General features: G+C 52.4%; 13 protein-coding genes, 5 tRNA genes and 1 pseudogene. 1 reads left to right on the top strand and 18 read right to left on the bottom strand.

The window, feature by feature from the left end; all coding sequences use genetic code 11:
* Positions 1-132: 132 nt before the first annotated feature.
* The 11 genes from rplL to JTA15_RS18755 all read right to left on the bottom strand — a co-directional run bounded on the left by rplL (position 133) and on the right by JTA15_RS18755 (position 5,550).
* Positions 133-498, bottom strand: a complete 366-nt coding sequence (gene rplL / locus JTA15_RS18805) for a 50S ribosomal protein L7/L12 (RefSeq protein WP_014168154.1) — start codon at positions 496-498, stop codon at positions 133-135.
* Positions 499-564: 66 nt separating this feature from the next.
* Positions 565-1,062, bottom strand: coding sequence for a 50S ribosomal protein L10 (gene rplJ / locus JTA15_RS18800; RefSeq protein WP_004097644.1), 498 nt, complete (start codon positions 1,060-1,062; stop codon positions 565-567).
* Positions 1,063-1,353: 291 nt separating this feature from the next.
* Positions 1,354-2,058, bottom strand: coding sequence for a 50S ribosomal protein L1 (gene rplA / locus JTA15_RS18795; protein WP_006810530.1), 705 nt, complete (start codon positions 2,056-2,058; stop codon positions 1,354-1,356).
* A 3-nt stretch (positions 2,059-2,061) separates the two neighbouring features.
* The gene (gene rplK, locus JTA15_RS18790) at positions 2,062-2,490 is read right to left on the bottom strand and encodes a 50S ribosomal protein L11 (protein WP_008808007.1); all 429 of its coding nucleotides are present in this window, start codon (positions 2,488-2,490) and stop codon (positions 2,062-2,064) included.
* Between the two features lie 155 nt (positions 2,491-2,645).
* A complete protein-coding gene (gene nusG / locus JTA15_RS18785) occupies positions 2,646-3,191 on the bottom strand; it encodes a transcription termination/antitermination protein NusG (protein WP_003862341.1) in 546 nt (181 codons plus the stop codon).
* A gap of 1 nt (position 3,192) precedes the next feature.
* Positions 3,193-3,576, bottom strand: a complete 384-nt coding sequence (gene secE, locus JTA15_RS18780) for a preprotein translocase subunit SecE (RefSeq protein WP_003862342.1) — start codon at positions 3,574-3,576, stop codon at positions 3,193-3,195.
* A gap of 229 nt (positions 3,577-3,805) precedes the next feature.
* Positions 3,806-4,990, bottom strand: coding sequence for an elongation factor Tu (gene tuf / locus JTA15_RS18775; protein ID WP_014168151.1), 1,185 nt, complete (start codon positions 4,988-4,990; stop codon positions 3,806-3,808).
* A gap of 118 nt (positions 4,991-5,108) precedes the next feature.
* Positions 5,109-5,184: transfer RNA gene (locus tag JTA15_RS18770), tRNA-Thr, on the bottom strand.
* Positions 5,185-5,190: 6 nt separating this feature from the next.
* A tRNA-Gly gene (locus JTA15_RS18765) sits at positions 5,191-5,265 on the bottom strand.
* Between the two features lie 116 nt (positions 5,266-5,381).
* Positions 5,382-5,466, bottom strand: a tRNA-Tyr gene (locus JTA15_RS18760).
* 8 nt (positions 5,467-5,474) lie between these two features.
* Positions 5,475-5,550 (bottom strand) — tRNA-Thr (locus JTA15_RS18755).
* A gap of 315 nt (positions 5,551-5,865) precedes the next feature.
* Here JTA15_RS18755 and coaA point away from each other — a divergent pair.
* Positions 5,866-6,816, top strand: a complete 951-nt coding sequence (coaA, locus tag JTA15_RS18750) for a type I pantothenate kinase (RefSeq protein WP_025206418.1) — start codon at positions 5,866-5,868, stop codon at positions 6,814-6,816.
* A gap of 51 nt (positions 6,817-6,867) precedes the next feature.
* Here coaA and dppF read toward each other — a convergent pair whose 3' ends face one another.
* From dppF to JTA15_RS18715, 7 genes and pseudogenes are all read right to left on the bottom strand, one after another.
* Positions 6,868-7,881, bottom strand: coding sequence for a dipeptide ABC transporter ATP-binding subunit DppF (dppF, locus tag JTA15_RS18745; RefSeq protein WP_219372592.1), 1,014 nt, complete (start codon positions 7,879-7,881; stop codon positions 6,868-6,870).
* Complete coding sequence (gene dppD, locus JTA15_RS18740) at positions 7,878-8,861, bottom strand: dipeptide ABC transporter ATP-binding protein (RefSeq protein ID WP_014168148.1); 984 nt, start codon at positions 8,859-8,861, stop codon at positions 7,878-7,880. Before dppD ends, dppF begins: the two co-directional genes overlap by 4 nt.
* A 10-nt stretch (positions 8,862-8,871) precedes the next feature.
* Entirely contained in the window at positions 8,872-9,774 is a 903-nt protein-coding gene (dppC, locus tag JTA15_RS18735) for a dipeptide ABC transporter permease DppC (RefSeq protein WP_014168147.1), read from the bottom strand.
* A gap of 9 nt (positions 9,775-9,783) precedes the next feature.
* A complete protein-coding gene (gene dppB / locus JTA15_RS18730) occupies positions 9,784-10,803 on the bottom strand; it encodes a dipeptide ABC transporter permease DppB (RefSeq protein WP_020882632.1) in 1,020 nt (339 codons plus the stop codon).
* A 161-nt stretch (positions 10,804-10,964) separates the two neighbouring features.
* Positions 10,965-12,572 (bottom strand): dipeptide ABC transporter periplasmic-binding protein DppA, encoded by a 1,608-nt coding sequence (gene dppA, locus JTA15_RS18725; protein ID WP_219372591.1) that lies wholly within the window; start codon positions 12,570-12,572, stop codon positions 10,965-10,967.
* Positions 12,573-13,192: 620 nt separating this feature from the next.
* A tRNA-Pro gene (locus JTA15_RS18720) sits at positions 13,193-13,269 on the bottom strand.
* 91 nt (positions 13,270-13,360) lie between these two features.
* Positions 13,361-13,579: pseudogene (locus JTA15_RS18715) on the bottom strand (lipid A phosphoethanolamine transferase); the annotation flags it as partial.

The following is a 13,579-nucleotide window of genomic DNA, read 5'->3' as shown; positions in this document are numbered from 1 at the left end:
CATGCATTGTCAGGACAACCAGTAGTCAAACAGTGTGAAATGCTACTGATGCCTTACAGCGCAAAAAGGCTGGTGACTAAAAAGTCACCAGCCATCAGCCTAATGACTTAGGCTGCAACCAGAAAAGTTGGCTTATTTAACTTCAACTTCAGCGCCAGCTTCTTCCAGAGATTTTTTCAGTGCTTCTGCGTCGTCTTTGCTCACGCCTTCTTTCAGCGCAGCTGGAGCAGCTTCTACCAGGTCTTTAGCTTCTTTCAGACCCAGGCCAGTTGCGCCACGTACTGCTTTGATAACAGCAACTTTGTTAGCGCCAGCAGCTTTCAGAATTACGTCGAATTCAGTTTTTTCTTCAGCAGCTTCAACCGGGCCAGCAGCTACAGCTACAGCAGCAGCAGCGGAAACACCGAATTTTTCTTCCATTGCAGAGATCAGTTCTACAACGTCCATTACGGACATAGCTGCAACTGCTTCAATGATTTGATCTTTAGTGATAGACATTTAAATTGTTCCTGAAAATCAGAATAAGTTTATACGTAAGCAAATGCTTTATAAAGATAACTGCGATTAAGCAGCTTCTTTTGCATCGCGAACAGCAGCCAGAGTGCGAACCAGTTTGCCAGCCGAAGCTTCTTTCATGGTTGCCATCAGGCGTGCAATTGCTTCTTCGTAGGTCGGCAGGGTTGCCAGGCGATCGATTTGCGATGCCGGGATCAACTCACCTTCAAAGGCTGCAGCTTTGACCTCAAATTTTGCATTCGCTTTCGCGAACTCTTTGAACAGACGAGCAGCAGCGCCCGGGTGTTCCATAGAGTATGCAATAAGGGTCGGACCAACAAACGTGTCTTTCAGGCACTCGAAAGGAGTACCTTCAACTACGCGACGCAGCAGGGTGTTACGAACAACACGCATGTATACGCCAGCTTCACGACCTGCTTTACGCAGTTCAGTCATTTTGTCTACAGTAACGCCACGGGAATCCGCAACTACTGCAGACAGCGCGCCTTTGGCTACTTCGCTGACTTCAGCAACAATCGCTTGTTTGTCTTGAAGATTTAAAGCCATTAGCTTTGCTCCTGGATGTTTGCCGGAACTCATGTTCCGGAACTCACTTCACTCTCCCCAACGGAAAGAGCGTCTTAATACGGTGAGCAGAAACAAGCCAGAGTATCCAAAAATAATCTTAGCGTTCTGTCACCGTCTACGCAGGGCATTAAGTTTCTTGCGAAACACCTGCGGTCTTCGACGGAGGCCTGGATTAGGCCAGGCTCCAACGAACAAATCTTTTAGCCGCTAACTTTTGTTAGCAAACGTGGGGGTAAGATTGTAGACAAAATCACCGCCCACGTAAAGGCATTAGTTTGCAGCAGCGCTCAGGCCAGCCTGGTCAACTGCAACACCTGCACCCATGGTGGTGGAGATGCTAACTTTCTTGATGTACACGCCTTTCGCCTGAGTTGGTTTTGCTTTTTTCAGCGCAACCAGCAGAGCTTCCAGGTTTTCTTTCAGTTTGTCAGCGTCAAAGTCCACTTTACCGATGGTAGTGTGGATGATGCCGTTTTTGTCGTTACGATAACGAACCTGACCTGCTTTAGCGTTCTTAACAGCTTCAGCAACGTTAGGGGTTACAGTACCCACTTTCGGGTTTGGCATCAGGCCGCGTGGACCCAGAACCTGGCCCAGCTGGCCAACAACGCGCATTGCATCTGGAGAAGCAATAACAACGTCAAAGTTCATTTCGCCTTTCTTGATCTGGTCAGCCAGATCTTCCATACCTACCAGTTCAGCGCCGGCAGCTTTAGCCGCTTCAGCGTTTGCACCCTGAGCAAATACAGCTACGCGTACGGAACGGCCAGTACCGTGTGGCAGTACAGTTGCACCACGAACGTTCTGATCAGATTTACGAGCATCGATGCCCAGGTTAACAGCAACGTCAACGCTTTCAACGAACTTAGCGGTAGCCAGTTCTTTCAGCAGAGCGATAGCTTCGTTGATGTCGTACTGTTTGGTCGCATCAACTTTGTCACGGATCACGGACATGCGCTTGGTCAGTTTAGCCATTTCTTAGTCCTCCACTACCAGGCCCATGGAACGTGCAGTACCTTCGATTGAGCGAGTCATCGCTTCAATGTCGGCACCAGTCATGTCGGCAGCTTTGGTCTGCGCGATTTCCTGCAGCTGAGCGCGGGAAATTTTACCCACTTTGTCTTTGTTCGGTTTACCGGAACCAGACTTAATGCCCGCCGCTTTCTTCAGCAGAACTGCTGCTGGAGGGGTTTTGGTAACGAAAGTGAAAGAACGGTCAGCGTATACAGTGATAACAACTGGGATTGGCAGACCTTTTTCCATGGATTCGGTTTTGGCGTTGAACGCTTTACAGAATTCCATGATGTTCACACCCTGCTGACCCAGAGCTGGACCAACTGGTGGACTTGGGTTCGCCATACCTGCTGCAACCTGCAGCTTGACGTAGGCTTGTACTTTCTTAGCCATTCTAAAATCCTCTGATTGGGTGATAACGCCTCAAGGAGGCTCCCCGTGAATAAAATCGTTTTACAGGCCGCAGCCCATAAAAACAAAAGGCGCGAAATTGTATTCCAATCTCGCGCCTTGTGCAACGATTAAATCGTCGCTTTTTTGATCGCTGCTTAGGCTTTTTCTACCTGGGCAAAGTCCAGCTCTACCGGGGTCGCACGACCGAAGATAGAAACGGACACTTTCAGGCGGGACTTTTCGTAGTCCACTTCTTCAACCACGCCATTAAAGTCAGCAAACGGACCGTCATTAACACGAACCATTTCACCCGGTTCAAACAGCGTTTTCGGACGCGGCTTATCCCCCACCTGCTGCAGGCGGTTCATAATCGCATCAACTTCTTTGTCGCTGATTGGCGCCGGACGGTCAGACGTGCCGCCGATAAAGCCCATCACGCGCGGTACGCTGCGCACCAGGTGCCAGCTCGCGTCGTTCATAACCATCTGAACCAGCACGTAACCCGGGAAGAATTTACGCTCGCTTTTGCGACGTTGGCCGCCACGGATCTCGACCACTTCTTCGGTCGGAACCATAACTTCGCCAAATAACTCTTCCATGTTGTGTAATTTGATATGCTCACGCAGCGACGTTGCTACGCGGCCTTCAAAACCGGAAAACGCCTGAACGACGTACCAGCGCTTTTTAGGGGCTTCAGACATCTCAGAACCTCAGGCCAGTGATAAAGGATACCAGGCGAACCAGAATACCATCCAGTCCCCACAGGATCAGTGACATTACAGCGGTAACCGCCGCTACGATCAGCGTGGTGTGCAATGTTTCCTGGCGAGTCGGCCAAATTACCTTGCGGACTTCGGTACGCGCTTCGCGAGCAAAAGCGACAGTCGCTTTGCCTTTTGTCGTCAACAGCGCGACACCACCCGCTGCAGCAATCAGAATTACCACTGCAAGCGCGCGTAGCGGCAGCATCATGTCACGATAAAGGTAGTTGCCGACAATCGCTACAATCAGCAGCACGGCTACGACTACCCATTTCATCGCTTCCAGGCCGCGCCCGCTCCCTTGAGCTTCGGTATTCGCACTCATAAACCAACCTGTCAGAAGTATTCTACAAACATTTTCACCCCGCGATTGCGAGGCAAACCAAATCGAAATGCTAATTCGCTTTTCGGATTATACGCTCTCTGCAGAGCCTGTCTCAGCAATGATTATGACAAATTTAATCACTGATGAGCCAGGTTCTGATCTGAAAGCGTGCAAAAAGGGCATCAAATGATGCCCTTTTATTGCGCATTGCGTCAAATGTTATCAGCAATTAGCCGAGAACTTTAGCAACCACGCCCGCGCCAACGGTACGGCCACCTTCACGGATTGCGAAACGCAGACCGTCGTCCATCGCGATTGGGTGGATCAGCGTCACAACCATCTTGATGTTGTCGCCTGGCATTACCATCTCAACGCCTTCTGGCAGTTCGATGGTACCGGTCACGTCAGTTGTACGGAAGTAGAACTGTGGACGGTAGCCTTTGAAGAACGGAGTATGACGGCCGCCTTCGTCTTTGGACAGGATATACACTTCAGATTCGAACTTGGTGTGTGGCTTGATTGAGCCTGGCTTAGCCAGTACCTGACCACGTTCGATTTCTTCACGTTTGATACCACGCAGCAGAACACCTACGTTCTCACCAGCACGGCCTTCGTCCAGCAGTTTGCGGAACATTTCAACGCCAGTACAGGTAGACTTAGCAGTCTCTTTGATACCAACGATTTCAACTTCTTCGCCAACTTTGATGATACCGCGCTCAACACGACCGGTAACAACGGTACCACGACCGGAGATGGAGAATACGTCTTCGATTGGCAGCAGGAACGGCTTGTCAATCGCACGCTCTGGTTCTGGAATGTAAGAATCCAGGAAGCCAGCCAGTTCGATGATTTTCTCTTCCCACTCTGCTTCGCCTTCCAGCGCTTTCAGCGCGGAACCACGAACGATTGGGGTATCGTCGCCTGGGAAATCGTACTGAGACAGCAGTTCACGAACTTCCATCTCTACCAGTTCCAGCAGCTCTTCGTCATCAACCATGTCACATTTGTTCAGGAACACGATGATGTAAGGAACGCCTACCTGACGACCCAGCAGGATGTGCTCACGGGTCTGAGGCATAGGGCCGTCAGTCGCAGCAACAACCAGGATCGCGCCGTCCATCTGCGCAGCACCGGTGATCATGTTTTTAACATAGTCGGCGTGGCCTGGGCAGTCTACGTGTGCGTAGTGGCGAGTCGGGGTGTCGTACTCAACGTGAGAGGTGTTGATGGTGATACCACGAGCTTTTTCTTCTGGTGCGTTATCGATCTGGTCGAATGCACGAGCAGAACCACCGTAGGTTTTAGCCAGAACGGTAGTGATTGCAGCGGTCAGCGTTGTTTTACCATGGTCAACGTGGCCGATAGTACCGACGTTAACGTGCGGTTTTGTACGTTCAAACTTTTCTTTAGACATCGATTGTCCCTCTAAGACACGGATAAATCGGTGATATCACCACATCAACCAGGCGAAATGCCTGAATTGTTGAATACAGTAAAATTGAAACAGAGAGAAACGGGAAGGAGAAGTGAAGTGGTGCTGATACCCAGAGTCGAACTGGGGACCTCACCCTTACCAAGGGTGCGCTCTACCAACTGAGCCATATCAGCACGTATTGGAGCGGGCAGCGGGAATCGAACCCGCATCATCAGCTTGGAAGGCTGAGGTAATAGCCATTATACGATGCCCGCATCCTGAAACTCGGCTACCCAGTTCTTTCTGTAACAAAAAAAGAGATTTCTCTCTTTTTAGGTTCGAGCTGATTCAATTTTCAAACCAGCTCCGGCGGCTTAACGCTGCCAGAAAGTGGTGGTGGGGGAAGGATTCGAACCTTCGAAGTCTGTGACGGCAGATTTACAGTCTGCTCCCTTTGGCCGCTCGGGAACCCCACCGGACTTGATGGTGCCGACTACCGGAATCGAACTGGTGACCTACTGATTACAAGTCAGTTGCTCTACCTACTGAGCTAAGTCGGCATCAAGTAGCGCGCATTCTATGGAGACATGCGCAGTCATGCAACTAAAAAATTGCATAAAACGTTCTTTCGCTCACATTTTATTCGAAACCAGGGTTAACCGCTGTAAATTCATCCACTCAAGGTCAAAAATTCAACATCAGCGCCCGATTTACACCACTTATACCGTATCGTGATGACTCCCGCGTAAAGCATCGCTTCCCCATATTTTTTCTTATTATTCCTGTCATCTGGTGTTAACCTCCTGCCCATTGTCCAAAATTAACTGTGTTGAGCCCGGACGCGCTGTGTTGTGCTGGCTCACTGAAGCATGCTTATGAGCAAAAAAGAGCAAACGTTAATGACACCTTATCTTCAGTTTAACCGTAGCCAGTGGGCTGCACTGCGTGACTCCGTCCCGATGACGCTGACGGAAGGCGAAATCGCACGGTTAAAGGGGATAAACGAAGATCTGTCGCTGGAAGAAGTGGCAGAAATCTATTTACCACTCTCGCGCTTGCTTAACTTCTATATCAGCTCCAACCTGCGCCGTCAGGCGGTGCTGGAGCAGTTCCTCGGGACGAACGGCCAACGCATTCCTTATATCATCAGCATTGCAGGCAGCGTGGCCGTCGGTAAAAGCACCACCGCACGTGTATTGCAGGCGTTACTGAGCCGCTGGCCAGAACACCGCAGCGTGGAGCTCATCACCACTGACGGTTTCCTGCACCCGAATGAGGTGTTAAAGGAACGTGGGCTAATGAAGAAGAAGGGCTTCCCGCTCTCTTATGATATGCACCGTCTGGTGAAGTTTGTCTCTGACCTGAAATCGGGCGCGCCTAACGTGACGGCTCCGGTCTATTCGCACCTGATCTACGATCGCATCCCGGGTGGAGACAAAACGGTGGTTCAGCCGGATATCCTGATCCTCGAAGGGTTAAACGTCCTGCAAAGCGGGATGGATTATCCTCACGATCCCCATCATGTGTTTGTCTCTGACTTCGTCGATTTCTCTATTTATGTCGATGCGCCGGAAGACCTGCTGCAGAACTGGTATATCAACCGCTTCCTGAAGTTCCGTGAAGGCGCGTTCACCGATCCTGACTCCTATTTCCACCACTACGCCCAGCTTTCTGAAGAAGAAGCCATTAATGTGGCGAGAGGGCTGTGGAATGAGATCAACTACGTGAACCTGAAAGAGAACATCCTGCCCACACGTGAACGCGCCAGCCTGATCCTCACCAAGAGTGAGAAACACGCTGTCGACCAGATCCGTCTGCGCAAATAATCACGCAGACATAAAAAAACCGGCTTAGCGCCGGTTTTTTTTATTGATGGATTACGCCATCGGCTTTTCGCCATTCTCATCCTGATCGACCGCGAAGCAGGCAACCAGCTGACCGCCATAATCCTTGAGCTGTGGCTGCAACTGGGTGCACGGGCCAAAGCGGCGACTGCAGCGGGCGTTGAATGCACAGCCTGGAGGCGGATTCAGCGGGCTGGGCAATTCACCCGTCAGCTTGATACGCTCACGACGATCGTCAGGGTTCAGACGCGGGGTCGCAGACAGCAGCGCCTGGGTGTACGGGTGACGAGGATGAGTAAAGATCTGCTCTTTTGTCCCCTTCTCCACGCAACGCCCCAGATACATCACCATCACTTCGTCGGCAATGTGCTCCACAACCGACAGGTCGTGCGAAATAAACACGTACGACAGCCCCATGTCCTGCTGCAGATCCATCATCAGGTTCAACACCTGCGCACGCACAGAAACGTCGAGGGCTGATACCGGCTCATCGGCGATGACCACGTCAGGGTCGAGCATCAAACCACGCGCAATCGCGATACGTTGGCGCTGGCCGCCAGAGAACATATGCGGATAACGATCGTAATGCTCGGTCTTCAGGCCCACTTTCGCCATCATCGCCAGCGCTTTTTCACGACGCTGCTCTTTGTTCAGACTGCTGTTAATCAGCAGGGGCTCTTCCAGAATCTGTCCCACTTTTTTACGCGGGTTCAACGATCCGTACGGATTCTGGAACACAATCTGGATTTTCTGACGGCGCAGTTTCTGCGCCTGCGGATCGTGCTTGAGCAGGTCCTGTCCCTGATAATAGAGCTCACCGCCAGTGGGGACTTCAATCATCGTCAGCAAACGACCCAACGTCGATTTGCCACAGCCTGACTCACCGACCACCGCCAGCGTTTTGCCGCGTTCAAGGGTAAAGGAGACGCCATCCAGCGCTTTCACCAGGCGTTCAGGCGCAAACAGCCCCTTCTTCACCGGATAGTATTTTTTCAGGTCGATAGCCTGCAACAGCGGTTGTTGCGTGGTGGCCTGTTGCGTACTCATAGTGTTGGCCTCCCGGCATCATCGAGTGGGTAGTGGCATTTCGACTGACGACCGTCAGCAAGCAGATTGAGCTCTGGCTCTTCTGCACGACATTTGTCTGTAGCATACGGACAACGCGGATTAAGCAGGCAGCCCTGCGGTCGGTCATATTTACCCGGTACGACGCCCGGAAGTGATGCCAGGCGTGCTTTGTCCTGGGCAAACTCCGGCAGCGCACGCAAAAGCGCCTGCGTATACGGGTGACGCGGCGCGCGGAAAATATCGTGCGAATGTCCAGTCTCGACCACCTGACCTGCGTACATCACGATAATTTTGTGCGCCGCTTCGGCCACCAGCGCCAGGTCATGCGTAATCAGCACCAGCGCCATGTTCTCTTTCTGCTGCAGTTCCAGCAGCAGCTCGATGATCTGCGCCTGGATAGTCACGTCCAGTGCCGTTGTCGGTTCATCCGCGATCAGCAGTTTTGGCCGACAGGCAATCGCCATGGCGATCATCACACGCTGGCTCATCCCACCGGAGAGCTGGTGCGGGTAAACATCCAGACGCGATGCCGGGTCAGGGATACCGACCTGATTTAGCAGATCGATCGCACGCTGACGCCGGGTCTTCTTATTTCCGCCCTGGTGCACCTTGATGGCTTCCATAATCTGGAATCCCACGGTGTAACAAGGGTTCAGGCTGGTCATTGGGTCCTGGAAGATCATCGCCACTTCCGCACCAACCAGCTGGCGGCGCTGCTTTTCGGAGATACGCTGCAGGTCCTGACCGTTAAACTCCAGACTTTCGGCCATGACGCGGCCGGGATAATCAATCAGCCCCATGATGGCCAGTGAACTGACCGACTTACCGGAACCCGACTCACCCACAATGCCGACCACTTCGCCCTGATTTACGCTGTAGCTGATGCGGTCCACGGCGCGAAACGGAGTGCCTTCGTCTCCGAAGTGCACCGATAATTTATCTACATTTAATAACGCCATCTCGTGCCTCTTACTGCTTCAGTTTGGGATCAAGTGCATCACGCAGGCCATCACCCATCAGGTTAAATGCCAGCACCGTCAGCAGGATTGCCAGACCCGGGAAGGTCACAACCCACCAGGCGCTTTGGGCGAACTGCAACACATCGGAGAGCATGGTGCCCCACTCCGGTGTTGGCGGCTGCGCACCCATGCCCAGGAAGCCAAGAGCGGCCATATCAAGAATGGCGTTAGAGAAACCGAGCGACGCCTGAACAATCAGCGGCGCCAGGCAGTTCGGGAAGATGTTGACGAACATTTGACGCATCGCGCCAGCACCCGCCACGCGGGAGGCCGTTACGTAGTCGCGGTTTACTTCCACCAGCACCGCCGCACGCGTGAGTCGCACATAGTGGGGAAGCGCCACGAAGGTTAATGCCAGCGCGGCGTTACTGATCGACGGACCAAAAATCGCCACCAGTACCAGCGCCAACAGCAAGCTGGGCAGCGCCAGCATGATATCGACGATACGCATGATGATGTTATCGATAATGCCGCCGAAGTAGCCAGCAACCAGACCGAGTACGATCCCCATAACCAGCGACAACACGACCACCAGGCAGCCGACCAGCAGCGACAGACGCGCACCGTACATCAGACGCGACAGCACATCGCGGCCCACGTCATCGGTACCCAGCAGGTGCGACAGGCTACCGCCGTCCTGCCATGCTGGCGGTGCCAGCAACGCATCACGGAACTGATCCGCCGGGTTATACGGTGCGAGCACGTTGGCAAACACCGCAATCAGGATCATGACAGAGACATAAACCAGCCCCACCACCGCGCCTTTGTTGCGCTTGAAGTAGTGCCAGAATTCCTGCAGCGGCGTCATGGGAACCGGTGCAGTAACCACTTTATTTTCAGAAACGTGTGACATGATGGCCCCTTACTTCTTATGACGAATACGCGGGTTCACCACGCCGTAGAGCAAATCGACCAGCAGGTTGACGAGAATAATCATCGTCGCGACCAGCAATACCCCGCCCTGCACAACCGGATAATCACGGCGTTGCAGTGCGTCAATCAGCCAGCGTCCGAGGCCCGGCCATGAGAAGATGGTTTCGGTCAGAATCGCACCCGCCAGCAACGTCCCCACCTGCAGACCAATAACGGTCACCACCGGCAGCATGGCGTTACGCAGGGCGTGAACGATAATGACGCGCATACGCGTCAGACCTTTGGCGCGTGCGGTGCGAATGTAATCCTCACCCAACACTTCCAGCATTGAAGAACGGGTCATACGCACGATAACCGCCAGAGGAATGGTGCCGAGCACCATCGCAGGCAGGATCATATGTGCCACCGCATCAATGAAGTTACCCTCTTCGCCCCAGATAGCCGTATCGATCAGCATGAAACCGGTCAGAGGATTCGTATCATCCAGGAAGACCATATCGCTGACGCGTCCGGAGACCGGCGTCAGGTTTAGCTGCACCGAGACCAGCATGATCAGCATCATGCCCCACCAGAAGATAGGCATGGAGTAACCCGTCAGCGCCAGGCCAACAGCCGTATGGTCGAAAATAGAGCCACGTTTCACGGCAGCCAGGACCCCAACAGGGATACCCACCGCAGTGGCGAAAATCATGGCGCAGACACCAAGCTCCAGTGTCGCTTTAAAACGCGGCACGAACTCGTCCCACACCGGAAGACGGCTTTTCAGCGAAATCCCTAAATCACCGTGCAACACGCCCCAGATATAGTTGAGGTATTGCTGCCACAGTGGTTTGTTCAGGCCAAGCTCAGCCAGCAGCTGTGCATGGCGTTCAGGTGAAATACCACGCTCGCCCGCCATAATCATTACCGGGTCGCCGGGGATCATATGGACGAAGGCAAAAGTGAGAAGGGTGATACCGATAAACGTGGGGATAACAAGTCCCAGACGTCGGAGGATGAACTGCAACATAACCCGGATTCTCTCTGATGACGTACAACCAGTTGGCGTGACGTCTGTATTGCTCACAAATGTAAATTCCCTCTCTCTTCAGGAGAGGATTAGGGTGAGGGAATGCATGCACGCCCTCACCCCTGCCCTCTCCGTGAAGGAGAGGGAGAACACCCTACTTATTATTCAACAGAGACGTTTTCGAAGTGGTGTTTGCCCAGTGGATCAACCACGTAGCCCTTCACTTCTTTACGCACTGGTTCGTACACGGTGGAGTGAGCCACAATCAGAGCCGGAGCCTGATCGTGCATCACAACCTGAGCCTGTTTGTACAGCTCGATACGTTTGTTGTGATCGTCGGTCGCACGCGCCGGCTGGATCAGGTCTTCAAACGGCTTGTAGCACCAGCGAGAGTAGTTAGAACCGTCTTTCGCGGCTGCACAGCTGAACAGGGTAGCGAAGAAGTTGTCCGGATCCCCATTGTCACCGGTCCAGCCCATCATCACCGCCTGATGCTCACCCGCTTTGGCACGCTTCAGATACTCGCCCCACTCGTAGGTCACAATCTTGGCCTGAACGCCCACTTTAGCCCAGTCAGCCTGAACCATTTCAGCCATACGGCGTGCGTTCGGGTTATACGGACGCTGTACTGGCATCGCCCACAGCTCAACGGTAAAGCCTTTATCCTGGCCTGCTTCTTTCAGCAGCGCTTTCGCTTTCTCAGGATCGTAGGTGTAGTCTTTAACGTCGTCGTTATAGCCCCACATGGTTGGTGGGATCAGGTTCTTGGCGGCAACACCCGCGCCCTGATAAACCGCTTTAATGATCGCTTCTTTATTCACCGCATAGGTCAACGCCTGACGGACTTTCACGTCATCAAACGGTTTCTTCTCGGTGTTGAAGGAGAGGTAACCCACGTTCAGACCAGCCTGCTCCAGCAGGTTGATGTTTTTATCCTGCTTCATGCGCGCGATGTCAGCCGGGTTCGGGTATGGCATGACCTGGCATTCGTTTTTCTGCAGTTTTGCGTAACGCACAGAAGCATCAGGCGTGATGGAGAAGACCAGACGGTCGATCTGCGGCTTGGTGCCCCAGAAGCCCGGGAAGGCTTTATACAGAATACGGGAATCTTTCTGGTACTGCAGAAGCTGGAACGGACCGGTACCGATTGGGTTCAGGTCCACTTTCTCCGGGGTGCCGGCTTTCAGCATGTTGTCCGCGTACTCTTTAGACAGAATAGAGGCGAAGTCCATGGCCAGGTCAGCCAGGAATGGTGCTTCCGGACGCGTCAGCACGAACTGAACGGTTTTATCGTCCACTTTTTTCACTTCAGCGATCAGGTCCTGCAGGCCCATCCCTTCGAAGTATTCATAGCTGCCGCCAGACACTTTGTGATATGGGTTCTGAGCGTTTTTCTGACGGTCGAAGGAGAACACAACGTCATCGGCGTTAAAATCGCGCGTTGGTTTGAATTCTTTGTTGTCCTGCCACTTCACGCCCTGGCGCAGGTGGAAGGTATAGGTCTTACCGTCTTCGCTGACGTCCCACTTCTCCGCCAGACCTGGGATCACTTCCGTGGTACCGGTTTTGAATTCAACCAGACGGTTATAGATAGGCACAGAGCTTGCGTCGTAAGTCGTACCAGAGGTAAAGAGCTGTGGGTTAAAGCCTTCCGGCGAGCCTTCAGAACAGTAAACCAGGGTTTTTGCCTGTACGCTTGCTGCCACGGTCATAGCCACCAGGCTCAGACCAAGCTTCAGCATCCCTGACTTCTTCAAGGAAATACTCATTATTCTGCTCCAATGTGATGTTTTGCTTTGTTGTGTTACGCCGCCAGACCTTTATTTATTTTTTACCCGGTCCGGTCGGTGATGCCCGAAGGCGTTTAAGGGATGGAGAATCCTTTCAGAAGAGCGTTTGAGTTGCAGCGCAGATCGTCCCTGAAATGCCCCTCATGCCCTACAATCTGTCAACAGAATGTGAAAACGTCAATACAGGTGACGGGGATTTACGCTGAGTGTGAGAAACCGCAAACAAAGATTAAAAAAACTATGTATGCCAGTTTTCAGCAGGGAAATTTATGCTACTCGCTATGTTGCAGCACAATTATCTTCATATTTCGCAACAATCAGTGATTAACTTTTATTCAGATCGGGTAAATTTTCTTGCAGAACGGTGATTATCTGAGCACTAAATACCGCGAACGTTAAAACGCACAGCGAAAAATGCTGAGGTTATCCATAAGCAACGCGAAAAAAGATCAATCTATATATAAAAAAATACAATGGATTATGTCACAAAATCGTTAACAGACAGGAAGAAGGCGGGATAAGGGGCGTTTTGGTGAATCAGGATGAGTAAGCTGCTAATGCAAAAAGGGCTAACCTTGCGGTTAGCCCTTCTTTAAATGTGGTCGGCGAGAGAGGATTCGAACCTCCGACCCACTGGTCCCAAACCAGTTGCGCTACCAAGCTGCGCTACTCGCCGAATGCGGAGCGCATCTTACTGCTGAGGTGCGCCCCCGTCAATCCCTTAAATTAAAAAAGCCCTTCAACTGGCGATATTCTCGCCAGACGCGTTACTGCGCGGCTTTCGCCTTGCTATCAGGGAGTTTGCACCAGTTGTTATTTTCGTTGATACCGCCGTCAGGAGAGGTATAACCCAGGCAACCCAAAATGGTGTCGTACAGCTCAACATGACGACGCGGCACCTTCATGTCTGCCTCTTTTTTCAGGTGGGCAAACATCTTCGCTTTCTCTGGGTCTTCGAGGTACTTGTCCGACATCCACATGATCAT

Source organism: Enterobacter sp. BIDMC 29 (assembly GCF_019378755.1).
GTDB lineage: Bacteria > Pseudomonadota > Gammaproteobacteria > Enterobacterales > Enterobacteriaceae > Enterobacter > Enterobacter ludwigii.
Note: the sequence above shows the minus strand (reverse complement) of the source record. Positions and strands in the feature narration are given on the sequence as shown.